Source organism: Promicromonospora iranensis (genome assembly GCF_028994775.1).
GTDB lineage: Bacteria > Actinomycetota > Actinomycetes > Actinomycetales > Cellulomonadaceae > Promicromonospora > Promicromonospora iranensis_A.
Map to the genome: position 1 here is coordinate 250,403 of NZ_JAJQMN010000005.1, position 23,891 is coordinate 274,293.

19 protein-coding genes are annotated in these 23,891 nt (G+C 70.1%); 14 read left to right on the top strand and 5 right to left on the bottom strand.

What is annotated here, in order from left to right:
- Positions 1 to 120 precede the first annotated feature (120 nt).
- From LUU90_RS11100 to LUU90_RS11130, 7 genes are all read left to right on the top strand, one after another.
- Positions 121 to 876 (top strand): SDR family NAD(P)-dependent oxidoreductase, encoded by a 756-nt coding sequence (locus LUU90_RS11100; protein ID WP_275003484.1) that lies wholly within the window; start codon positions 121 to 123, stop codon positions 874 to 876.
- Positions 877 to 1,011: 135 nt separating this feature from the next.
- Positions 1,012 to 2,091 carry a LacI family DNA-binding transcriptional regulator gene (locus tag LUU90_RS11105; protein WP_275003485.1) on the top strand — a complete coding sequence of 360 codons (1,080 nt, stop codon included), beginning with the start codon at positions 1,012 to 1,014 and terminating at the stop codon, positions 2,089 to 2,091.
- Positions 2,088 to 4,439, top strand: a complete 2,352-nt coding sequence (locus tag LUU90_RS11110) for a glycoside hydrolase family 3 N-terminal domain-containing protein (protein ID WP_275003486.1) — start codon at positions 2,088 to 2,090, stop codon at positions 4,437 to 4,439. The genes LUU90_RS11105 and LUU90_RS11110 overlap by 4 nt, the downstream gene beginning before the upstream one ends.
- 37 nt (positions 4,440 to 4,476) lie before the next feature.
- A complete protein-coding gene (locus LUU90_RS11115; RefSeq protein ID WP_275003682.1) occupies positions 4,477 to 5,445 on the top strand; it encodes a sugar phosphate isomerase/epimerase family protein in 969 nt (322 codons plus the stop codon).
- Positions 5,442 to 7,178 (top strand): dihydroxyacetone kinase family protein, encoded by a 1,737-nt coding sequence (locus LUU90_RS11120; RefSeq protein WP_275003487.1) that lies wholly within the window; start codon positions 5,442 to 5,444, stop codon positions 7,176 to 7,178. The genes LUU90_RS11115 and LUU90_RS11120 overlap by 4 nt, the downstream gene beginning before the upstream one ends.
- Positions 7,175 to 7,690 (top strand): ribose-5-phosphate isomerase, encoded by a 516-nt coding sequence (locus tag LUU90_RS11125; RefSeq protein WP_275003488.1) that lies wholly within the window; start codon positions 7,175 to 7,177, stop codon positions 7,688 to 7,690. The genes LUU90_RS11120 and LUU90_RS11125 overlap by 4 nt, the downstream gene beginning before the upstream one ends.
- Positions 7,687 to 8,637 (top strand): 3-hydroxyacyl-CoA dehydrogenase family protein, encoded by a 951-nt coding sequence (locus LUU90_RS11130; protein ID WP_275003489.1) that lies wholly within the window; start codon positions 7,687 to 7,689, stop codon positions 8,635 to 8,637. Before LUU90_RS11125 ends, LUU90_RS11130 begins: the two co-directional genes overlap by 4 nt.
- 78 nt (positions 8,638 to 8,715) lie before the next feature.
- Here the strand turns inward: LUU90_RS11130 and LUU90_RS11135 are convergent, their stop codons facing one another.
- From LUU90_RS11135 to LUU90_RS11150, 4 genes are all read right to left on the bottom strand, one after another.
- Entirely contained in the window at positions 8,716 to 10,227 is a 1,512-nt protein-coding gene (locus tag LUU90_RS11135) for an alpha-N-arabinofuranosidase (protein WP_275003490.1), read from the bottom strand.
- A 123-nt stretch (positions 10,228 to 10,350) separates the two neighbouring features.
- Entirely contained in the window at positions 10,351 to 11,679 is a 1,329-nt protein-coding gene (locus LUU90_RS11140) for an ABC transporter substrate-binding protein (protein ID WP_275003491.1), read from the bottom strand.
- Positions 11,680 to 11,707: 28 nt separating this feature from the next.
- Entirely contained in the window at positions 11,708 to 12,604 is an 897-nt protein-coding gene (locus LUU90_RS11145; RefSeq protein WP_275003492.1) for a carbohydrate ABC transporter permease, read from the bottom strand.
- Complete coding sequence (locus LUU90_RS11150) at positions 12,601 to 13,497, bottom strand: carbohydrate ABC transporter permease (protein ID WP_275003493.1); 897 nt, start codon at positions 13,495 to 13,497, stop codon at positions 12,601 to 12,603. The genes LUU90_RS11145 and LUU90_RS11150 overlap by 4 nt, the downstream gene beginning before the upstream one ends.
- A gap of 98 nt (positions 13,498 to 13,595) precedes the next feature.
- On the opposite strand from LUU90_RS11150, the gene LUU90_RS11155 reads away from it, so the two are divergent.
- Positions 13,596 to 14,612 (top strand): LacI family DNA-binding transcriptional regulator, encoded by a 1,017-nt coding sequence (locus LUU90_RS11155; protein WP_275003683.1) that lies wholly within the window; start codon positions 13,596 to 13,598, stop codon positions 14,610 to 14,612.
- 266 nt (positions 14,613 to 14,878) lie between these two features.
- On the opposite strand, the gene LUU90_RS11160 is transcribed toward LUU90_RS11155, so the two are convergent.
- Positions 14,879 to 16,348, bottom strand: a complete 1,470-nt coding sequence (locus tag LUU90_RS11160) for a non-reducing end alpha-L-arabinofuranosidase family hydrolase (RefSeq protein WP_275003494.1) — start codon at positions 16,346 to 16,348, stop codon at positions 14,879 to 14,881.
- Positions 16,349 to 16,902: 554 nt separating this feature from the next.
- Here LUU90_RS11160 and LUU90_RS11165 point away from each other — a divergent pair.
- From LUU90_RS11165 to LUU90_RS11190, 6 genes are all read left to right on the top strand, one after another.
- A complete protein-coding gene (locus tag LUU90_RS11165) occupies positions 16,903 to 17,028 on the top strand; it encodes a hypothetical protein (RefSeq protein WP_275003495.1) in 126 nt (41 codons plus the stop codon).
- A 187-nt stretch (positions 17,029 to 17,215) separates the two neighbouring features.
- Positions 17,216 to 19,456, top strand: coding sequence for an alpha/beta hydrolase-fold protein (locus LUU90_RS11170; protein WP_275003496.1), 2,241 nt, complete (start codon positions 17,216 to 17,218; stop codon positions 19,454 to 19,456).
- A 441-nt stretch (positions 19,457 to 19,897) separates the two neighbouring features.
- Positions 19,898 to 20,479 (top strand): hypothetical protein, encoded by a 582-nt coding sequence (locus LUU90_RS11175; protein ID WP_275003497.1) that lies wholly within the window; start codon positions 19,898 to 19,900, stop codon positions 20,477 to 20,479.
- 54 nt (positions 20,480 to 20,533) lie between these two features.
- Positions 20,534 to 21,130 (top strand): helix-turn-helix domain-containing protein, encoded by a 597-nt coding sequence (locus LUU90_RS11180; RefSeq protein ID WP_275003498.1) that lies wholly within the window; start codon positions 20,534 to 20,536, stop codon positions 21,128 to 21,130.
- Positions 21,131 to 21,303: 173 nt separating this feature from the next.
- The gene (locus tag LUU90_RS11185; protein WP_275003499.1) at positions 21,304 to 22,104 is read left to right on the top strand and encodes an alpha/beta fold hydrolase; all 801 of its coding nucleotides are present in this window, start codon (positions 21,304 to 21,306) and stop codon (positions 22,102 to 22,104) included.
- Entirely contained in the window at positions 22,101 to 23,873 is a 1,773-nt protein-coding gene (locus LUU90_RS11190; protein WP_275003500.1) for a SpoIIE family protein phosphatase, read from the top strand. Before LUU90_RS11185 ends, LUU90_RS11190 begins: the two co-directional genes overlap by 4 nt.
- Positions 23,874 to 23,891 lie beyond the last annotated feature (18 nt).

Genomic DNA, 23,891 nt, shown 5'->3' on the forward strand with positions numbered 1-23,891 from the left:
CCGCCGGGTGGTCCTGGCAGTACCACGTTCGAGCGGGCCTTCCTCGGTTGCCGGGAGGTCCCGCACAGTGGTCGTGGACAACCGCATCGGACAAGCCACATCAGACAGAGGGAGGGCCTCGTGCCCGCGAACCGCATAGCACTCGTCACCGGAGCCAACCAGGGCATGGGCAAGCAGGTCGTGAAGGAGCTCGTCTCCGACGGGGTCGCCGTGTTCCTGGGAGCCCGGGACCTGGACCGTGGTGAGAAGGCGGCCGCAGAGATCGGCGAAGGCGCCACCGCTCTTCAGCTCGACGTGACCGACGCGGCGTCGATCGCGAGGGCCGCCGAGCGTATCCGGGAGGAGGTGGGCCGGCTCGATCTGCTTGTCAACAACGCCGCCATCTCCACCACTCGCACCGACGTCCGTGACATGGAGGAGCTCCGTGCCTCGGGGCAGCCGAGCGTCGTCTCGCTCGACGAGGTACGGGCGGTCTGGGAGGTGAACGTCTTCGGAGCCATGGCGGTGTACCAGGCGATGCTGCCGCTGCTGGGCAGGTCGTCGGACCCGCGCATCGTGAACGTCACGAGCGCGCAGGGCTCGCTGACGACGATGGCCGATCCGGCGTTCCCGTTCCACAAGACGTTCGAGCCGGTCTACTCGGCGTCGAAGGCAGCGCTCAACGCGGTGACGCTGTCCATGATGATCGAGCTGGAGGGGACCGACATCAAGGTCAACCTCGTCTCACCCGGGTTCGCGAACACCGCCCTGGTCAACTTCGAGGGGACGGAGTCGGTCGAGGACGCGTGTCGCGAGGTCGTGCGTGTCGCACGCCTGGGGCCGGACGGTCCGACCGGCACCTTCACGCTCTGGAACGGTGTGGAGCTCCCGTGGTGATGACGCCGGAGGACACCCCGTCGCAGCTCCGAAATATTTCGAAGCGCGAACAGCTCAGAACGCCATCGACAGTCCGGTGAAATCCCTCGTCGAAAACGTTGCATCCGTGATTCGAGCGGCACTAGAGTCGAAGATGTGCCAGCGAAATATTTCGAAAGAACTGCGGGCAAGAGGCCGACTCTCGCCGACGTTGCCGGGACCGCGGCCGTGTCGATGCCGACCGTCTCCAAGGTGCTCAACGGGCACCCCGACGTCGCCACGGAGACCCGGCGGCGGGTCAAGGCCGCGATCGAGGAGCTCGGCTACGTCCGTCGTGGCACCCGTGGCCCGCTCGCGCAGCGCAGCATCGAGGTGATGGCGGACCAGCTCGCCACGCCGTACGCGATGGAGGTGCTGCGCGGTGTGACCGACGCCGCCGAGGCCGCCGACGCCGACATCGTCGTCAGCCGCTTCCACCGGGCCGCGCCCGACGCCGGCTGGCTGGCACCAGGAGACTGGGCGCGCCGCCTGTCGGGCGCCGGCCGCACCGGGGCGATCATCCTCACCGCGGACCTCAGCCCCGAGCACGTCGCCGGGCTGAGCCAGGCGCATCTGCCCGTCGTGGTCATCGATCCGCTCGACCTGACCAACCCGGACGTGCCGAGCGTGGGTTCGACAAACTTCACCGGCGGCATGTCGGCCACGGAGCACCTGCTCGGTCTCGGCCACCGGCGGATCGCCGCGCTCGGCGGGCGGCGTCAGTCGGTCGCCGCGACGGCGCGCGTCCATGGCTTCCGGGCCGCCCTCGCCTCGGCGGGCGTGCCGGTCGACGAGGAGCTCGTGGAGTTCGCGGGCTTCGACTACGACTCCGGCTTCGCCGTCGCCGACCGCTGGTTCCGGTCCGGCCTGCGTCCCACCGCGATCTTCGCCGCCAGCGACACCCAGGCCCTCGGCGTGCTCGAGGCCGCTCGGCAGCACGGGCTGGACGTACCCGGCGACCTGAGCGTCGTCGGCTACGACGACACCTACATCGCCGCATGGTCCACCCCGCCGCTCACCGTCGTGCGCCAGCCGTTGTGGGAGATGGGGCGCGTCGCGCTGGACAGCGTCCTGGCCCTCGCCGCAGGCAGGGAGCCGGTCTCCCGCCACATCGAGCTCGCGACCGAGCTGGTGGTCCGCGGGTCCACCCGGCCGCCGCGCGAGTCGGGGACAAGCACGGGCGAGGGCCGCGCGTGACCACCACGGAGCCCGTCGCCACGACGGCGTGGCAGGATCCGAGCCTGCCCTCGGCGGAACGCGTCGAGGACCTGCTCGCCCGGCTCACCCTGGTGGAGAAGCTGGCGCAGCTGGGCAGCTACTGGGACGACAAGCGTGGCAGCGACGAGGTCATCGCACCGATGCAGGACGTGTTCTCTGCGGGCCGGCCCACGTTCGACCAAGCCATAGCGCACGGAATCGGCCAGCTCACCAGGACGCTCGGGACGCACCCCGCACCCGCGGGGGAGGGCGCACGGCGTCTGGCCACGGCACAGCGCGCGGTGCAGGCCGCCAGCCGCTTCGGCATCCCCGCCGTCGCCCACGAGGAGTGCCTCACCGGCTTCACCACCCTCGGCGCCACCGTCTACCCCGCGCCGCTCGCCTGGGGCGCCTCCTTCGACGTCGAGCTCGTCGAGCGGATGGCCCACGCCATCGGCACCGACCTGCGTTCCGTCGGCGTGCACCAGGGCCTGGCCCCCGTGTTGGACGTGGTGCGCGACTACCGGTGGGGCCGGGTCGAGGAGACGGTCGGCGAGGACCCGTACGAGGTGGCCGAGATCGGTTCCGCGTACGTGCGTGGCCTGGAGTCGGCAGGCGTCGTCGCGACCCTCAAGCACTTCGCGGGCTACTCGGCCTCACGTGGCGGCCGCAACCACGCCCCGGTCGCCGCGGGCCCCCGCGAGGTGGCCGACGTCTTCCTGCCGCCGTTCGAGATGGCGGTGCGCGAGGCGGGCGCGCGCTCGGTGATGAACTCCTACGCCGAGATCGACGGGCTGCCGGCGGCGGCCGACCGTGGCCTGCTCACCGAGCTGCTCCGGGATCGCTGGGGGTTCACCGGCACCGTGGTGTCGGACTACTGGTCCGTGCCCTTCCTGCGCTCGAAGCACGGCCTGGCCGGGACCGTGGCGGAGGCCGGCGCGCTCGCGCTGCGCGCGGGCCTCGACGTCGAGCTGCCCGACACCGGCGGGTACGGGCTGCTCGCCCCGCTCATCGAGACGGGCGAGCTCGCCGAGGCCGACGTCGACCGGGCGGTCCGGCGTGTGCTGCAGCAGAAGGTGGAGCTCGGCCTGCTCGATCCGCGATGGAGCCCCGACGTCGATGCGGACGGCGTGGACCTGGACAGCCCACGCAACCGCGGGATCGCCCGCGAGCTCGCGGAGCGCTCGGTGGTGCTCCTCGCGAACGACCGCGGGGCCCTGCCCCTGGCGCAGCCGACGACGGTCGCCCTGGTGGGCCCCTGCGCCGACGACCCCCGCGCGTTTCTCGGCTGCTACTCCTACCCGGTGCACGTGCTGCCGCGCCATCCGCACCTGGGCCTCGGTGTCGCCGTCCCGACGCTGTCCGACGCGCTGCGCGCGGAGCTGCCCGGCACGGCCGTCACCGCATACGCAGGTGTCCCCCTGGTGGAGCCCGACCGGTCCGGCATCCCGGACGCGGTACGGGCGGCGCGCGACGCCGACGTCGTCGTCGCCGTCGTGGGGGACCGGGCCGGGATGTTCGGGCGTGGTACCTCCGGGGAGGGTTCGGACGCGCCGGACCTCGACCTGCCTGGGGCCCAGGGGGACCTGGTCGAGGCGCTGCTGGACACGGGCACGCCCGTCGTCCTCGTGGTGCTGTCCGGACGGCCTTACGCGCTCGGCCCGTACGTCGGGCGGGTCGCGGCGATCGTCCAGGCGTTCTTCCCGGGCGAGGAGGCGGCGGCCGCCATCGCTGGCGTGCTCGGCGGCCGGGTGAACCCGAGCGGGCACCTGCCCGTGCAGGTGCCCATGACGGGCGCGGCACTGCCCCATACCTATCTCGCGCCCCCGCTCGGGCAGGACGGCGACCGCATCAGCGCCGTCCGCATCGCCCCGGCCTTCCCGTTCGGCCACGGACTGTCGTACACGACGTTCGAGACCGGGGCGCTCGGGCTGGACCGCGAGCGCATACCGACCGATGGCCGTATCGAGGCGACCGTCGACGTCACCAACACCGGCGACAGGGACGGCGCCACCGTGGTCCAGCTCTACGCGAGCGACCCCGTGGCGTCCGTGACCCGGCCGGTACGACAGCTCGTGGGCTTCGCCCGCGTGGCCCTGGCAGCCGGGCAGACCGCGACCGTGCGGTTCGGGTTGCACGCCGACCGGTTCTCCTTCACGGGACGCGACCTCGCACGGGTCGTGGAGCCGGGACGCATAGATCTCGCGGCGGGGCTGTCGAGCGCTGACACGCCCGCGACCGCGACGTTCACCATCGAGGGCACGACACGGCTCACCGGAGACCGTCGCGTGCTCAGGACGGAGGTCAGAGTTGACCACGGAACAGACGACCGGGACCACCACGCCTGACCCGACGCCTCCGGGCGGCGCGACGGACGCGCGCCTCCTGGCGGCCGACTGGCCGATCGCGGCCAGCACGCTGCCGTTCCCCGCGGTGACGCCGGACGGCCGGGCCGCGCAGGACGACCCGACGGTGTGGCACGAGGTGCTCGCCGAGATCGTCGACGCCGGTTTCGACCACGTCGACCTCACGGACTCCTGGCTCCGGCCGGGCGACCTGGACGGTCCGGCGCTCGACCGGTTCGCCACCACGGCGCGCGACCTCGGGCTCGGCCTGGCCTCGGTGTCGGCGATCCGGCGCAGCGTGATCGACGCGAAGGACGGGGCGGCCAACCTCGCGTACAGCCATCGCACGATCGACGCCGCGGCCGCGCTCGGCATCGGCGTCGTGTCGGTCGGCCTGCACCAGGCCCTGACGGCGCAGCAGAAGCAACGGCTGTGGTTCTGGACCGCTCCCGGGCACCGGGACGACCCGGCCGACCGCCCCCTGGCCGTGGCCCGCTTCCAGGAGCTGGGCCGGCACGCCGCCGAGGTGGGCGTGCTGCTGTCGCTGGAGATGTACGAGGACACGTTCCTGGGCACCGCCGACTCCGCGGTCCGCCTGGTCGAGGAGATCGGTCTGCCGGAGGTGGGTCTCAACCCGGACATCGCCAACCTGGTCCGCCTGCACCGGCCGGTCGAGCCGTGGCAGGAGCTGGTCGAGAAGACGCTCCCGTACACGAACTTCTGGCACGTCAAGAACTACGCGCGCGACGAGGACCCGGAACGCGACGCCTACTTCTCCGTGCCCGCCCCCATGCAGTTCGGCCTGATCGACTACCGGGCCGCGTTCCGCACGGCACTCGCCAGCGGCTTCCAGGGTGTGATCTGCACCGAGAACTACGGCGGCGACGGGCTCAGCGTGTGCGCGGCCAACCGCGACTACCTGCGCGCGCACGTGCTGCCCAAGCGGCACGGGTACGCGCTCGGCACCAGCCGGGTGCGCCAGCACCAGCTGACCGGAGCCCTCCGATGACGCGGCTGCTCGACACCGCCGATGACTTCGTCCAGGACGCCCTCGCGGGCTTCACCGCCGTGCACGGCGACCTGGTCCGGAGGGTCGACGGCGGCGTGGTGCGTGCCGACCCGCTGCCGCCCGGCCGGGTGGCGGTCGTGGTGGGCGGCGGGTCGGGGCACTACCCAGCCTTCGCCGGCGTGGTCGGTGCCGGGCTGGCCGCCGGCGCGGTCTGCGGCAACATCTTCACGTCGCCGTCGGCCGGGCAGGCGTACCGGGTGGCCGCGGCGGCGGACGCCGGCGGGGGCGTGCTGTTCAGCTACGGCAACTACGCGGGCGACGTGCTGCACTTCGGCGCGGCGCAGGAGCGGCTGCGCGCCGTGGGCATCGACGCGCGCACCGTGCTGGTGACGGACGACATCGCGAGCGCCCCGCGGGACCGGATCGAGGACCGGCGCGGGATCGCCGGCGACTTCGTGGTGTTCAAGGTGGCCGGCGCGGCGGCGGAGCGCGGCGACCCGCTCGACGAGGTGGAGCGGCTCGCGATCGCGGCCAACCACCGCACCCGCACCCTGGGTGTCGCGTTCGGCGGCTGCACGTTCCCCGGAGCGGACGGACCGCTCTTCACGGTGCCCGACGGCACGATGTCGGTGGGGCTGGGGATCCACGGTGAGCCGGGCATCCGCGACGTGCCGATGGGATCGGCCGACGAGATCGCGGAGATCCTGGTCGCCGAGCTGCTGGGGGACACGCCGGAGGACCGTGGCGACCGGGTGGCGGTGGTCGTCAACGGGCTCGGCACCGTCAAGTACGAGGAGCTCTTCGTGCTCTACGGCCAGGTCGCCGCCCGGCTCGGGGCCGCCGGCCTGAACGTCGTCGAGCCCGAGTGCGGCGAGCTGGTCACCAGCCTGGACATGGCAGGCGTGTCGGTCACGCTGTTCTGGCTCACCGAGGAGCTCGAGGAGCTCTGGCGGGCTCCCGCGTACACGCCCGCGTACCGCAAGGGGCGGGGGGAGCGCCCCGCCGCCACGGGCGTGTCCGACGATGTGTACGCCGTCGCCGACCCGGTGCGCGGGCCCGCCGTCGCCCGCCGGGCCGAGAACGTGTCCACCGCATCCGTGAAGCGGGCCGACCGCGCGCTGGAGCTGCTGACCGCGGTGCGCGCCACGCTCCACGAGCACGAGGAGGAACTGGGCCGCATCGACGCGATAGCCGGCGACGGCGACCACGGCGTCGGCATGCGCCGCGGCGTGGACGCCGCGCTCGACGCGGGCACGGCCGCGCGGGCCGCCGGCCTGGCCTCCGTGCTCCGGGCCGCCGGCGAGGGCTGGAGCGAGGTGGCCGGCGGTACGTCGGGCGCACTGTGGGGCGCCGCGCTGGCCTCGCTCGCGCCGTCGCTCGACCGGGACGACCTGACCGTGGCGCAGTGGGCGGTCGCGGCGCGCGCCGCCCTGGACACGGTGGTCCGGCTCGGTCGGGCGAAGGTAGGTGACAAGACCATGGTCGACGCACTCGTGCCGTACGTGGAGCGGCTCGAGGCCGCCGCCCGGGCCGGGCTGACCCTTGCCGAGGCGCTCGCGGTCGCGGCCGAGGACGCCATGGCGGCGGCCCGGGCGACGTCCGCGCTGCGGCCCGCGCTCGGCCGGGCCCGGCCGCTCGCCGAGCGCAGTCTCGGCCATCCGGACGCCGGCGCCACCTCGCTGGCGCTGGTGCTGTCCACCCTCGCTCGCGCAGAAGAAGGACGGAACCCATGACCGACCGGTTACGCCTCGTCGTCGGTAGCGACGACGCAGGGCTCGAGTACAAGGACGTGCTGAAGGCGCAGCTGCTGGCCGACCCGCGGGTGGAGTCGGTGACCGACGTCGGGGTGACCGGCGAGGAGCACACCGACTACCCGCACGTGGCGGTCGACGCCGCGCGACGGGTCGCGGCGGGCGAGGCCGACCGGGCCCTGCTGTTCTGCGGCACGGGACTCGGCGTCGCCATCGCGGCGAACAAGGTGCCGGGCATCCGGGCGGTGACCGCGCACGACAGCTACTCGGTGGAGCGCGCCGTCCTGAGCAACAACGCCCAGGTGCTCGCCATGGGGCAGCGCGTGATCGGGCTGGAGCTCGCCAAGCGGCTCGTCGGCGAGTGGCTCGGCTACCGCTTCGACGAGGCGTCGCCGTCGGCCCAGAAGGTCGCGTCGATCAGCACGTACGACCGGGCCGAGAACCGGTCGGGCACCAGCCGGGAAGCATCAGTGAGCACGGAGGAGAGCGCATGAGCGAGCACGTCGCGATCGTGGGGTCGGGCTACATGGGTGGCGGGATCGGCCAGGTGCTCGCGCTGGCGGGCAACGAGGTGCGGCTGGCCGACGTGTCGGCAGAGGTGGCGCGGGGCAACCTGGACCGGATCCTGCGCGAGACCGAGGAGTTCGAGGCCGCCGGGCTGTTCCCGGAGGGCGCCACCGAGACCGTCCGTGCCAACCTGAGTGCTTCGCCCTCCGTCGAGGAGGCGGTGGCAGGTGCCCGGTTCGTCGAGGAGGCGGTGCCGGAGATCCTGGAGCTCAAGCATGCGACTCTCGCCCGGATCAGCGCGGCCAACCCGACGGCGATCATCGGCAGCAACACCTCGACCATCTCGATCACCCGGCTCGCCGAGCAGGTCGGCGCACCGGAACGGTTCCTCGGTGTGCACTTCAGCAACCCGGCGCCGTTCATCCCGGGCGTCGAGCTGATCCCGCACGCGGGGACCGACCCGGCGGTGCTCGAACCGGTCGAGGCCCTGCTGGCGCAGGTGGGTAAGCGCAGCGCACGGCTGACGGACGCCACCGGGTTCGTGCTCAACCGCCTGCAGTACGCCCTGTTCCACGAGGCGACGAAGCTCGTGGACGAGGGCGTCGCCTCGGTGGAGGACATCGACATGATCGCGCGGACCACGTTCGGGTTCCGGCTCCCGTTCTTCGGGCCGTTCGCGATCGCCGACATGGCGGGGCTCGACGTGTACGCGTTCTGCTACCGCTCGCTGCAGACGACGTTCCCCGAGCGGTTCGCGACGCCGCCGATCCTGCAGGAGCGGATCGATGCCGGGCAGCTGGGCACCAAGAGCGGCGGCGGCTTCCGGGAGATCGACCCGGAGCGGACGGCGGAGCTGGTTGCCTACCGCAACAAGGCGTACGCGAAGATGCAGCAGCTCCTGGACGAGCTGGGTCCGTCGCCGTTGGACGACTGATCCCGGCGAGGGCTGCACGCTCCTACGACGGCGCCGTGGCCGACCGGTCGGTCTGCCACGGCGCCGGTCCGCAGGTGGTCAGATGCGTTCCAGGCGGAGGATCGACCAGGACACCGGCGGCAGCTCGACGTGCGCGTGGTCGTCGGCGACCTTGGCGGTCGTGTTGGTACGCGGCAGCACGGAGGTGGCGTCGTCGGCGGTCGCGGACCAGGTGTGGTCGGGGTTGGACAGCGTGAGCGCCTCGGCCACCCGGAGTCCCGGGAAGCCGCGCAGGTCCACTGCGAGCGCCACGTCATCCGTGAGCGACCGGTTCACCGCGAGCACCACGACGCCGCCCGTCTCCGTGTCGTGGGTGGCGACGGCGTCGATGACCGGCACCGGGCCGAACTTCGCCGTCTCCTGGACCGGCGCGTCGACGGCCAGGCGCAGCACCTCGCCCGCGGCGTGCCGGGCGGTCAGGGCGAAGGGGTGGAACGTCGTCTGCCGCCAGGACCGTCCGCCCGGCTCGGTCATGATCGGCGCGATCACGTTGACGAGCTGCGCGAGCGACGCGGCGTGCACGCGGTCGGTGTGCCGCAGCAGCGAGATGAGCAGGTTGCCGACGACCACGGCGTCGGCGACGTTGTAGCGGTCCTCCAGCAGCACGGGCGCCACGGGCCAGTCGTCGCCGGACGGCGGACGGGACTCGGCGCGCTTCTGGTACCAGACGTTCCACTCGTCGAACGAGACGTGGATCCGCTTGGTGTGCTTGCCCGCCGCCCGCACGGCGTCGGCCGTGGCGGACACCGAGTCGACGAAGTGGTCCATGTTCACCGCGGACGCGAGAAATGACGCCAGGTCGCCGTCCTCCTCCCAGTAGTAGGCGTGCGCCGAGATGTGGTCGACGTGCTCGTACGCCTCGGTGAGGACCGTGTGCTCCCACTCGCCGAACGTGGGCATCTGGGACCCCGAGGAGCCGCATGCCACCAGCTCGATGTCCGGGTCGATCATGCGCATGGCGCGGGCGGTCTCGGCCGCGAGCCGCCCGTACTCGTGCGCGGTCTTGTGGCCGATCTGCCACGGGCCGTCCATCTCGTTGCCCAGGCACCACATCTTGATCCGGTACGGCTCCTCCGCGCCGTTCGCCCGGCGGCGGTCACTCCATTCCGTGCCGCTGGGGACGTTGCAGTACTCGAGCAGGTCCAGGGCCTCCTGCACGCCCCGCGTACCGAGGTTCACGGCCATCATGGGTTCGACGCCGGCCCGAGCGCACCAGCGCACGAACTCGTCGACGCCCACGAGGTTCGGGTCGGTCGAGTGCCATGCGAGGTCCAGGCGCCGGGGCCGCCGGCCGACCGGCCCGATCCCGTCCTCCCAGCGGTACCCCGAGACGAAGTTGCCGCCCGGATAGCGCACCGTCGAGACGCCGAGCTCGCGCGTGAGCTCGACGACGTCGCCTCGGAAGCCGTCGGCGTCGGCGGTCGGATGGCCGGGATCGTGCAGACCCGTGTACACGCTGCGGCCCAGGTGCTCGACGAACGAGCCGAACGTGCGGGGGCGCACGGGTCCGACGACGAACGCCGGGTCGATGGTGACGGAAGCGGACAGCATGAGCGATGTACTCCTCGAGGGTTCGTGCGGTGGTTGGTTCGTGGGGGAGGGCGCGCGCAGGAGGGGCGGCCGCCGTGGCAGTGGCCGCGGCCGCCCCTCCTGCGCGCTCACGGGGGCCAGGGCTTACTGCCCCAGCTGGTTCTGCAGGTCGGCCTGCGTCTGGTCCAAGGCCTCCTGGGCCGACGTGCCGTTCTCGTAGATCTCGTTGAGCGTGACCGTGCGGAACGTGTCGTCGACGGTGGGCCAGTTCGGGTCGCTGAACGACTCGAAGTGCCCGATCCCGTCCTTCACCTCGCCCAGCACGTCGAACAGGTTGGTCTGGAAGTACTCGTTGAACTTGTTCTCCGGGTCCTTGGTGACGTCCTCGTCCTCCCAGACCGCCATGTTTACGGGGTCGAAGCCCAGCACCTGCCACACGGCGACGTTCGCCTCGGGGGAGAGCTTCGCGAACGCCAGCCACTCCGCAGCGAGGTCCTTGTTCGGCGAGACGGCGGGGACCGACGCACCGGTGCCGCCACCGCCGATGGTCTGCACCACTGCGTCGTCGGTGACCGGTGCCGGAGCGATGGCCACCTTGCCTGCGAGGTCGGGCATGTAGTCGACGAACCGGGACGTGTACCACGCCGGGTAGACGATCGCGGCGTAGTCGCCGTCGTTGATCGCGCCGTACGCCTCCTCGGAGTCGGGGCTCCCGCCGGGGATGGTGGAGATCGCGCCGGCGTCCTGCATGTCCTTCATCATGGCGAGGGTCTCGACGACCTCGGGGCTGTTCACCTGCACGTTGCCGTCGGCGTCGAAGAACTGACCGCCGAGCTGCGCCGTGATGAGCGGCTCGAGGAACATGACGCTGGTGCTGGCGACACCGAACGCCTTGCCGGTCTCCTCGTTGTACCTGACCCCGGCCTCCTTGAAGTCGTCCCAGGTCTTGATGGTCGTGTAGTCGATGCCCGCACCCTCGAGCGCCTCCGTGTTGTAGAACGTGGTGAACGCGCCCACGTGGGTCGGGAACCCGTAGACCTTCCCGTCCTTGCTGTACAGGTCGAGGCGGGCCTGGACGATGTCATCCTTGTACGGGGCAGCCGCCTCGGTCAGGTCGACCAGGGGTGGGTGCTCGCCCTTGACGAAGTTGGCAAACTTGTTGACCTCGATGTCGACGACGTCCGGCAGGCCCTCACCGGAGTTCACCGCGAGCTGCAGCTTGTTGTGCATGTCGTCGTAGGGGTAGACGGTGACCTCGAGCTTGATCTCGTTGTCGGGGTTGGCCTCGTTCCACCGCTCGGCCATCTCCTCGTAGTACGTGGCGTGCACGTCGGCGAACGTCCACATGTCGAGCGTCGTGGACCCGTCGGCGTTCTTGGCGGGTGCTTCCTGCTGGCCGCCGCCGCACGCGGTCAGCGCCGTCACCGCGAGCGCGGCGACCACCATGGACACCCTCGTCCGTAGCCTTGTCATGAATTTCTCCGTTCGATCTGGGGAGAGGTCAGCCCTTGACCGCTCCCGCGGTGATTCCTTCGATGAAGAACCGCTGGAATGCGAGGAAAAGAATGAGGACCGGGATCAGCGAGAAGAATGCGCCGATGATGAGCAGCTCGTAGTTGTTGCCGTATGGCGTGAGCAGCGTGTTGAGCCCGATCGGGAGCGTGAACTTCTCGGGGCTGCGCAGCACCAGCAGCGGCCAGAGAAAGTTGTTCCAGCACAGCATCCCGTTGAGGATCGCCATGGCCGCCATCGCTGGTCTGGTGATGGGCAGGACCAAGCGGAAGAAGATGCCGAACTCGCTCACGCCGTCGACCCGCCCGGCCTCGAGGATCTCTTTCGGTATCCCCAGGAAGTACTGGCGGAAGAAGAAGATCGTCACGGCCGACGCGAGGAAGGGGAGCGCGATCACGGTGTAGGTGTCCGCCAGACCCATGTCGTTGACCTGGACGTACAGGGGGAGCATGAGCATCTCGAACGGCACCGTCATGACGAGCAGCACCATGATGAACCACAGGGTCTTGGTCCTGAACTCGTACATCGCGAACCCGTAGGCCACGAACGAGCTCACCAGGAGCGTGCCGACGACCTGCCCGACCGTCAGGAGAAGGGTGTTGGCGAACCACCGGAAGTAGGGCCCCGAGTCCGTGAACAGCAGGACGTAGTTGTCCAGGCTGAGCGAGCCGAGGTCGACGTCGAACGACACCCCGCGTCGGATCACCTCGTTGCCGTCCTGGAACGTGCCCACGAAGATCGCGATGAGCGGGACCAGGGAGATCAGAGCCATCACGAGGAGGAGGACGCTCTGGACCCACGCCCCGGTGGACGGTCTCGTACGGCGTTCGGCCGGGGTGGCACGAGCGGTTGCCGTCTGTACATTTTCCTGGAGCGCGGCCATCATGCGGCCTCCTTCTTGAAGGTGCCGCTGGCGACGAGGTAGGAGATGTTGATCGCCATGATGACGGCGAGCAGCACCACGCCGACGGCCGAAGCGAAGCCGAGGTCGTTCTCCTCGATGCCCTTGCGGTAGAGGTAGCCCACGACCGTGAGGCCCTGGTTGTTGGGGGAGTTGTTGCCGGCGTAGAGCATGAAGCTCTCGAGGAACATCGAGAGACCGCCGTAGACGCTGATCGTGACGACGTAGACGATGGTCGGCCGGATGTTCGGGATCGTGATGTGGATGAACTGCCGGACCTTGCTGGCGCCGTCGATCGATGCCGCCTCGTAGTACTCGGTCGGGATTGCCTGCATGCCGGCCAGGAAATACATCGTGTTGACCCCGGTCCACCGCCAGAGCGCGATGGCCAGCAGGGCCACGAGCCCGGTGGCGTCGCCACGCAGCCAGCGCACGGGGCCGAACCCGAGGAAGTCCGCCACCTGGTTCATGATCGCGACGTCGGACTCCGCGAAGATGAGGCGGAAGACGATGCCCGCGACCACCACGGAGGTCAGCGCGGGAACGAACATCGAGGCCTTGAAGAATGCCTTGATGCGAGCGCTGCCGATGTTCGAGTTGATCAGTGCCGCCAGGGCGAGCGGGATGGGGATGAGGAGCACCAGGGTCAGGACCGTGTAGCGCAGGCTGTTGTACAGCGCCTGCCAGAAGATGCGGTCGCGCCAGAGCCGTTCGTAGTTGTCGAGCCCGATGAACGTCGCCTGCCCGTAGAGCACCTCCTGGGTGCTCATCACGAACGACCGGCCCAGCGGAACGATCCAGAAGACCGCGAGAGTTACCAGGAACGGCAGGATGAACAGGTAGGGCGCGAGCCTCTTGGAGTACAGGAGCTGCTTCACGGCGTTCTGGATCCTCCTCGATCAGAGCCATGGGTGACACCGGCGTGACGGGACGTGGTCGTCGACGGCGAGGTGTCATGATGGGCGGCGTGGTGAAGATGAGCGATGTGGCCCTCGAAGCCGGTGTCTCGAAGATGACCGTCTCGAACGTCATCAACGGGCGGCCCGGTGCGAGCGAGGACACGCGCGCGCGTGTGCTCGAGGCGGTGGCACGGCTCGGTTATCAGGTGAACGCGACGGCGCGCCAGCTCCGGGCCGGTCGCAGCGGCGCGATCGGCCTGCTGGTCCCGCACCTGGACGGGCCCTACTACTCCCACCTCGCGGCTCGCCTGGACACCCTGGCGCAGTCGCGGGGCTACCACGTCATCATCGAGCGCACCGGGGCGAGCCGGGAGGGAGAGCTCGCCGCGATCTCCGCCGAGCGGGTAAGGCCCTACGACGGCGTGGTGTTCAGCCCCGTCCAGATCGACTCCGCGGACGTGCGCCGCGCCGGGATCGAGGTTCCGGTCGTCCTGCTCGGCGAGCGGCGGCTGTCCGGCGAGTTCGACCACGTGATGATGGACAACGTCGGTGGCGCGGAGCTCGCCACGTCGTACCTGCTCGAACGCGGCGCGCGGCGCATCGCCCTGATCGGTGGGCGGCCGGAGACCGGTGTCGACAGCATGGCGACCCTGCGCAGCCGTGGCTACCGTGGCGCGCACGCGAAGGCCGGAGTGCCGGTCGATGAGCGGCTCGTCGTCGATGCCGCCTCGTTCACCACGAAGGACGGCTACGAGGCGGTGATGCGACTTCATCGCGACGGCGTCTCGTTCGACGGCGCCTTCGCCCTGACCGACGCCGCGGCGATGGGCGCCCTGCGGGCTCTGGTCGATATCGGCCTGCGCGTCCCGGAGGACGTCCAGGTGGTCGGCTTCGACAACGACGCCGAGAGCGAGTACCTCGTCCCGCGGCTGACCACCATGGACCCGGACAACGACTTGATGGCCGAGCGGGTCATGGAGCTGCTCCTGCGCCGGGTCGAGGCCGGTGCGTCGGACGTGGGCGACGTGGTGGAGTCGGTGATGTCGGCCCGGATCGTGGTGCGCGAGTCGACGCTCGTTCACATGCCCGGGTAATCGTCGATCGGTCACAGCTTCTCTTCCTCGAGTAGCCCATCACTGGCCGTGATGTTTATCGATAAAGTAGGTGCGATCGGTGAGAGTGTCAACGCTCCAGGTGTGACCGAGGGCGGGTGAGATCTGGCGGGAGCGTCAAGGGCGGCACCGTCCGGTTGGCACCGCAGTTGTCGATAGAGCGGCGAGGCGGAGCGTGCCCCGACGCGATCGACGACGGCCCGGCGTCACGCGCGCGAGGGGCCGCGTGACGCCGGGCCGTCCCGGGACTATCGCTGGAGCGTCAGCAGGCCCGGCCGGTACGGGAGCAGGCCGTAGTCCACGCCGTCCGAGCTGGGCGAGCGGCCCTGGTACAGCAGCTGCAGGTTGCAGGGGTCGACGGTCATGGTCTGGTCGGCCGTGGTGCGCAGAAGCTCACCGTGGCTGATGTCGTTGGTCCAGGTGGCCCCGCTGTTGGCCTTGCCGGCGAACGGGTTGCTCTCCGTGGCGGCCTGCGGCGTCCAGGACCCGGAGAGGCTGGTTGCCGTGAACGACCGGAAGTACCGTCCGTTGGCGCCGATGGCCTCGACGATCATCAGGTACTTGTTCTGGTCCTTGAGCTTGTAGACCTGGGGAGCCTCGAACAGGTTGTTCGTGGTGTCGCTCATGATGGTCTGGTACGAGCTGCCGAAGTTCCCCGGGAAGTTCCCGATCGGCATGCTGGCGCGGTAGATCTTGCCGTTGTCCCCGGCGAAGAACAGGTACATGTTCGTGCCGTCGCCGATGATCGTCTGGTCGATAGGTCCGGTGTTGGAGCCGGAGATCGTCCCGGTGAACAGCGGGCTCGCGGCCGACCAGCCGTTCGGGTTCGTGGGGTCACTGGAGGTCCGGTACATGAACGGCGACGGGCCCCACTGGTAGGTGAGCACCCAGATGTTCTTCGGGGCGAAGTAGAAGAGCGAGGGTGCCACCGTGCCGGAGGACATGGCGTTCTGCGAGGCGCTCCCCATCTGCGAATAGCTGGAGAAGAGGCTGAAGTTCATCGAGCCCCAGGACGTACCGAAATCGTGGGTCGTGGCGTAGACGAGCTGCTGACCGTTGTACGGAGCCACGGTGAAGTCCTTGAGCGAGACCCAGCCGGACCTCGGGTTCGCCAGGGCGCCCGTGGACGACCAGTGGTAGGTGGACGGCAGGTCGCACGACGTCGACGTGCTTCCGACGAGTGAGGCGTCGTCGATGTAGAGGCTGTCGGTACCCGCGGCCGTCTCCACGTAGAACGACGCGGACGAGAGCGTCCCGGTCCAGGACACGGTCGCGGTGCCGGTCAGCTGCGTCCAACCCGAGGAGCTCACCGTTCCCTGAGCCAGGTTGACGTAGTTCGTCGTGCCACCCGCGGTCACCGCCAACGTGACCCGGCCGGTCGGCGTCCCGCTGTGGGAGCGCACCCACACGCTCGCCGTGTAGCTGGTGTTGTTCGTCAGTGCCGAGGTCACGACCTGGGCGGGGCCGTGCCACGAGGCCGTGCGGCCGGTCCGGGAGAGGGCGCGGCTGCCGCCGTGTACGGGACTGGTGGTGGACGCCAGCGTTCCGGCGCCGAACACCGACCAGCCGGTGGTGCCGTTCTCCATGTCACCGTTCGTGAGCAGGTTGCTGCTCGCCGCCGCGGCGGGAGGAGCCTCGGCGGTCGGCAGCACGGTGGCGCCGGCCAGTGCCAGCGCTGCGGCCAGCCCGAGTGCGAGACGTGCGATGGACTTCGTCATCCTTCGCTCCTGGTTCTGTCGGGGGCACGACCTGGGGCGGCTGTGCCCGGGTGCGGAGTGGTGCCCTACCTGCGGCGTGATCAGCGCCGCGGCTCATCGGGAGCCGCCTGCACCGGGGTGTGAGCGCTAACATCCTTGTCGCGACGAGGGCCGGTGCAGCGATAGATTTACCGATACAGTACCGAGGACGGAAGCCCCATACAAGGCATCGCGGGCGTTTCGTCGCGTGATGTGCGGGAAAGTTGCTGAGCGGCAGGGCGCCAGGCGTCACCACTCGCCACGGCGCCCGAGCCCGTCGGCGCACCCTGGGAAGCTCGCTCGCATGCCCGGGCAGTCGTCGACCCGCCACGGCCCCTCTTCCTCGAGCGGTCCACCACCGGCCGCGATATGGATCGATAAAGTGGAGGGCTTCGGCGCGGGTGCCAATGGTGTGGGTGGCGAGCCTCGATGGACGGGAATCGCTCGCCTCTGACGATGGACGGGCTTGTCGACGGCGCGTATTTAACGATAAAGTCCGGCTCGACCGGACCGTACTGGTGCAAGGGAGCACGCAGGTGGCTCGAACGCTCGACACCGTCGTCCAGCTGGACACCGGAGACCCCGTGGCCACGCGGATGCAAGCCTCGTCGAGATCGGGGGAGCGGGTCATCTACGACGTCGGCTACTGGCAGAACAAGTAGGCGAGCGGGATGGCCGGCAGGACTCGAGCCAGGAGCCGGAGCCACCCAAGCCGGTCCGGGGCCGAACACCGTCCGGCCGCAACACCAACGTGGCAGGTACCCGCACGGTCACCGGTCAAGCGAGAGGCGCGGCATGGTGCCGGTCCTCGTGCCCGGAAACCTCGAAGTCCGTACGAGAGGCAAATCAATGGCGATGGAATCTCAGGCAAGGCCCGCCCACCCGACCCGACGAGGACGACAAACGCTCGCGGCCGCAGCCGCAGCCGCGGTGGTGGCGGGGGCGATGCTCGCCGCGCCGTCCGCTGCCGCGCAAGCGGTGAGCGCCGACCCGTGGGTGAGCGAGGTGCCGAACAACCCGATCTCGGACGTCTACCGGTTCACCGTGCCCCGCGCGGCGGTGACCGACGCGACCGGAATCGGGGACGGCCCGGTCGCGGTGCAGGGGAACTTCGGCCCGGGTAAGGCGTGGACCGACCTCAACATGGGGACCAGCGGGTCGAACCTGACCGCCACGCTCGGCCCCCTCGAACCTGGCCTGTACTACTACCAGTACGCCGCTCGTCCCGCTGCGAACCAGGACGCGGTCGCCTTCCGCAACCCCGGCACTCCCCAGGAGGTGACGTCGAGGCCCACCTACAGCACCATGTTCGTCCCCGGACCAGGTGCCGAGTGGCTCGACGACGTGGCCGGCGGCGGCGAGCTCGAGACGCTCGAGTACGGCAAGGGGCCGAACCGCCAGAAGGAAGCGCTCGTGTGGACACCCCCGGGCTACGACGCGGATCGCGCGGAGCGGTACCCGGTGCTGTACCTGCTCCAGGACGAGGGGCAGAGCTACCGCGAGTGGGTGGAGCTGGGACGGCTCGGCCAGATCATGGACAACCTCACGCTCGACGGGGACGCCGAGCCGATGGTGGTCGTCATGGGCGACACCGACGTGCCGGGTCCCGCCGGCGTGACCAAGGAGCTGTTGCCCGCCGTCGAGCGTGCGTTCAACGTCTCCGACGACGGATCGGGCCGCGCGATCGCCGGAATCGGCCGCGGTGGAGAGCTGGCCCTGAGCGCCGTGGTCGCCAAGCCGCGAGAGTTCACGGGCGTCGGCTCGTTCTCGGGCGGCTACGACAAGGCGATCTCCCGGGGCAAGGCCAAGCAGATCAACCTCTCGACCGACATCGTCCGCCTGTACGCGGGCAACGTCACCGACGCCGCGTACAACGACACGGTCGCGTTGGCCGACAGGCTGGCGAACGCGGGTGTGGAGTTCCAGTCCGACGGGTCGGACCCCACGACGGGCGGCACGTGGGACACGTGGCAGAAGAACCTGCACGACTTCGCCGGGCGCATCTTCCAGGAGGTCGATGACGAGGGCCCGAGCGAGGGCCACCTGCCGTTCGTGAAGCATGAGCTGCCGGCGGCGGGCACGACCCCGACACCGTGGATCGATGAGAACGGCGTCGCCACCTTCGAGCTCGGCCCCGAGTTCGCCGACGCGAACAACATCACCGTCTGGGGCAACTTCGGTCCGGCCGGAAGCTGGCCGCGCACCCACATGGTCAAGCAGGCTGACGGTTCGTGGCGGCTCTCGCTGGCCCTCGAGGGCGGCTCCTACTACTACAAGTTCGTGGTTGACGGCGTCGACCTCAAGGACGCCGGCAACCCCACGAAGGTGTTCTCGGAGCCGACGTGGAGCACCTTCACCGTCAAGGGCGACACGATCCGCGGTCAGTACACCGCAGAGGTGCCGGCCGGCGCGCGCGGCGAGGTCAGCGTCATGAGCTACACGAGCACCGCGGGCGGCGGCCAGCAGCGCTCGGCGTACGTGTGGACGCCCCCGGACTATGACGCAGAACGCGCCGACGAGTACCCGGTCTTCTACCTGCAGCACGGTGGGGGGCAGACGTGGACCGACTGGGTCGAGGTGGGGTATGTCCAGCGCATCCTGGACAACCACTACCTGCGGGGCGACATCGTGCCGATGGTGGTCGTCATGGCCAACGGAAACGGCGTGGACTTCCCCACGGAGATCACGACGCGGATCGTGCCGGCCGCCGAGGAGCAGTTCAACATCAGCTCCCAGGGTGACCAGCGCGCTCTGGCGGGCCTCTCGATGGGCTCAGGCCACACGCTCAGCACGCTCTGGGCACACCCGGGCGAGTTCGGCTACATCGGCGCAATGTCCGCGTTCGGTGCGCCGCCTGCCAACGCGGACGTCGAGGCCATCAACGAGGGTACGAAGCTGCTGCGCGTCTACTCGGGAGACGTGCAGGACTTCACCTACGGCGCGACGTTGCAGCTGATCGCCGCCATGGAGGGCCGCGGGGTGAACCACGAGTTCGCGCCCATCATCGCGGGCCCGCACAGCTGGGACGTCTGGCAGAAGTCGCTCATCGACTTCCTTCCCCGGCTGTTCACGGAGGGCGCCGACGCATAACGCCGCTGGGCGCCGAACATGGTGCGGTCGGCGGGTTCACCCCGTCGGCCGCACCACCACTGGTGCCCGATCCGGCGTTCGTCCAGGCGTGGCACCAGGTCAGCGCGGTGCAGCGCGTTCATGGGCAAAGGTGCTCTGCCCGTTCCAGGTCGACTACCTCGGCGGGCGCGGCGTTTACCTGTGCCGGTGCTTCAAGGCGGGCAAGGTGACAAGCTGGCGCGCTCGGTACACCGGGCCGGACATGGTTCGGGCTTCTGCCCGCGGCGCAGGGCCTGTCATCGCTTGAACCCGGACGAAGCTCGGGGAGAGGGCGCGACGGGCGAAAACTGCAGGAGGTGGGCTGAGTCGTCGGGCTTTCGAGTGGCACTCTGGCGAGTCGCTCGCCAGGCTCGATACCCTCAGGCAAACGTCGAGCAAGATCCGGCCCGGAGCGGGGGGGCAATGCCCACGGAGTACTCGGAAAGGCTGCGCAAGGAGTCTGAGATTCGAGAGATTCTCGTCGAACCGATGGAGCGGACCCGGGAGTGGCTGCGGGTTTTCGACAAGGAGCAACGGCGACGAAGCCGGCGCCTCAAGCGCTTCGTCTTCATCGGCGACCGTTACGGCACGCCATCTTTCGTGGCGCCGGGGCAGATCGACGCCAACGAGCGCGACCCGTGGCGGTACCTGTACTGGTTACCCAGCTGGACCGATCCGGCCGGTGAGTACGTGGTGCCCTCGACTTTCGGCTACTCGGCGTGGGTCGCCTTGTTCGAGGGCTGGGAGTCACTTTCCACCCTGCGGAAGAGTGGCTACTACCTCTCGCATGGCGGACCAAATGCGGTCCTTCTGCAGCGCGTCAGAATCACGGTGCTGGAGGACCGTAGGGCTGCGCTCCTTGCGGAGTTCCCGAAGCTTCCTCGCTCGCGTTACGAGACCTATGCGGTTGATGCCGACGGTTGGAACGAATTCCTGACCGACCTTCGAGCCGCCGACGACGGTTGGCCAGTGCCCGAACCTCCGCGGCGCCGTCGATGGTGGTGAGCTCGACACCCGGATGCTATCCACCTGTTGCCCACGCAGCATAAGATCTCGCCTATGACGCAAGAAGATGGTGAGCTGGACAGCCTGGTACGCAAACGCATCCGCGCCCTGCGTGTGGCACAAGGCCTCTCGCTGGAGGAGCTGGCCGGACGCGCCCACCTCAGCCAGTCGTCGCTGAGCCGCATCGAGAACGGCCAGCGGCGTCTCGCACTGGACCAGCTGGTCACGCTCGCCCGGGCGCTGGACACCACGCTGGACCAACTCGTCGAGACGGCCACGGACGACGTGGTCAGCAACCCGACGGTCGACAGCACGCGTGGCCGGATGCACTGGACCATCAAGTCGGACCCCGGCATGAGCGTGGTACGCCAGCGCATGACCGAGCCTCCACCGCAGAATCCGGCGCACATGCGCGCCCACCCGGGACGTGAGTGGCTCGTCGTCCTGTCCGGTACGGCGATCCTCATGCTCGGCAACCGGCGCTTCCGTCTCGAGACCAACCAGGCCGCCGAGTTCCCCACGATGCTCCCGCACGCGATCGGTGCCGAGGGTGGCCCGTGCGAGACCATCGGCATCTTCGACCGCGACGCCCGCCGAGGCCACCAGCGAGACGACGATACGCAGGAGGTTCCGAGTGGCCGCCCGGGATGACGACGCACGGGGACGGCCACGCCCTCGGCCCCTGCCCGCCCGCCGCAGCTGAACCGGATCACGGGCGCGGTCACGACGAGCCCGGGTCGTTGACCTGGGGCGCGACCTACCCGCGCTCTCGTGGGAGCGCGCGGGCGAAAAATCGGGTCGCCGGCCGTGCCTAGACTTGCCGGATGATCGTCACCGCCCGCCACAACGCGCAGATCTCCGGCGCGCCGGAGGGTGCCCCGGCCATGGTGTTCGCGCACGGCTTCGGCTGCGACCAGTCCATGTGGCGGCTCGTCGCCCCGGCGTTCGAGGCGGACCACCGGGTCGTCCTGTTCGACCATGTCGGTGCCGGCCGTTCGGACCCCGGTGCGTACGACACCGACCGGCATGCGTCCCTCGACGGTTACGCGGAAGACGTGGTCGAGCTGCTGGAGGAGCTGGAACTCGGCCCGGTCGTGTTCGTGGGCCACTCGGTGAGCGCCACGATCGCGCTGCTCGCCGCCTCTCGGCGGCCGGAGCTCTTCGACCGCCTCGTGCTGGTCGGCCCCAGCCCTCGCTACATCGACGACGACGGCTACCGCGGAGGGTTCACGGCCGAGGAGATCGAGGAGCTTCTCGAGACCATGGACGTCAACTATCTCGGCTGGTCCGAGTTCATCGCCCCGGTGATCATGGGCAACCCGGACCGGCCGCAGCTGGGCGAGGAGCTGACCAACTCCTTCTGCCGTACCGACCCGGCCATCGCCAAGCGGTTCGCCCGTGCGACGTTCCTCTCCGACAACCGCGCCGACCTCGCCGCTGTCCGTACGCCGAGCCTCGTGGTCCAGTGCCGCGAGGACGCCATCGCCCCGGTCGAGGTGGGTCGGTACGTCCACGAGCACCTCGGCGACAGCGAGTTCGTGCTGATCGACGCCGTCGGCCACTGTCCCAACCTCAGCGCACCCCGGGCGCTGATCACCGCGATGCGCGAGTACCTCTCGCGGTGACGCCGCTGGGTCGTGCCCGCTCGTGGGCCTCCGCTCCCGTCGCCCTGCTCCGTCTCGACGGCGCGGGAGCGATCCTCGACGCCAACGACACGTTCCGCGGCTGGCTCGACGACGGCACCGCGCGCGACCTGCTGGGCACGCGGCTGAGCGCGCTCCTGTCCGTGGGTGGACGGATCTACTGGGAGACGCACCTCGCCCCGCTGCTGCGCCTGCAGGGCCGGGTCGAGGAGATCGCCGTCGAGCTCCGCGCGGGCGGCACACCGCGCCCGGTCCTGCTCTCCGCGGAGCTGCACGGCGGCCACGGGGAGGGCGACGGCGACACGCTCATCGACGTCGCCCTGTTCGACGCCCGGGAGCGGTCACGGTTCGAGCGTGAGCTGGTCGCGTCCCGCGCCGAGGCGGAGCGGTTCGCGGCGAGTGTCCACACGCTCCTGGTCACGACCACCGCACTCGCCCGGGCCGCGGGAGTCGAAGGGGTCTGCGAGGCGCTCGTACATGCGGCGGTCCGTGAGTTCCGTGCGGGGGCCGCGGCGGTCTGGCTCGTCGAAAGTGAGGGGAAGCCGAGGCTGCGGGCGCAACGGGGGGACGGTCCTTTCGACGAGCCGTCCACGACGCTCCTGACGGATCTGGCGGACGCCGCCCATGCCGGTGGCACGGCCGGCGGTCTCGGCGTGGACCCGGACCTGGGCGCCGCCGCGGACGGAGACGCGAGCGGAGACGCGACCGGAGACGCGACCGGAGACGCGACCGGAGACGCGACCGGCGACGCGACCGGCGACGTGGTCGAGCTGCCCGACGGCCACGTCGTGGTGCCGCTGTCCGGCGCGGACGCCTTCCACGGCGTCCTGGTCCTCGAACCGCGGCTGCGAGCAGGTGACGACACGCTGGACCTCGGTGCTCTTGCCGCCACCGGTCAGCAGGGTGGCGTCGCACTCGATCGCGCGGTGCTGCACGAGCAGAGCATCTCCGTGGCGCACGAGCTGCAGCGCGCGATGCTCACCGACGAGCTGCCGCAGCCGGACCGTGCCCGCATCAGCACGGACTACCGGCCCGCGGAGCGCTCGCTGGAGATCGGCGGCGACTGGTACGACGCGTTCTGGGTGGACGACGTGACTCTCGCACTGGCGGTGGGCGACGTCGTCGGGCACGGGTTGCAGTCCGCGACCGCGATGGGACAGCTGCGGACGGTCGTGCGCAGCTGCGCGGAGAGCGGTGTCGGCCCGGCCGGAGTGCTCGGGCATGTCGACCGATTCGTCCGTCGGCGTGGCGTGGGTTTCGGGACCACGCTCGTCTACGCCGAGCTCGACGTCACGACTGGTCGGCTCGTCTTCGCGTGCGCCGGTCACCTTCCGCCGCTCGTGACCCGGCCTGGCGGGGGTGCGGGGTTCCTGTGGCAAGGGCGCTGGCCTCCTCTGGGGGTGGCCACCCTCGTCGCGGCCCAGGCAGAGCGGACGTCGGCCGCGGCGGTCCGGTCCGGGCGGCAGGCCGGGGCCCCGCTGTCGACGGAGCCCGAGGCAGGTGAGCTCGAGCTGTCCAGCGGTGACGTGCTGTGGTTCTACACCGACGGGATGGTGGAGCGGCGTGACCGCAGCCTGCACCGGGGCCTGGAGGTGTTCGCCCAGGCGGCCGCGGGCGCTCCGGGGGCTGCCGACGAGGACCTGGTCTCGTCCCTGCTGGGCGGGGACCTCAACGAGCACGACGACGCGTGCGTGCTGCGGCTCGAGTGGGACGCACCCCGGCGTTCGGGACACGGGGCGGGTCGGGCCTAGGAGACGTCGCTCTGCAAC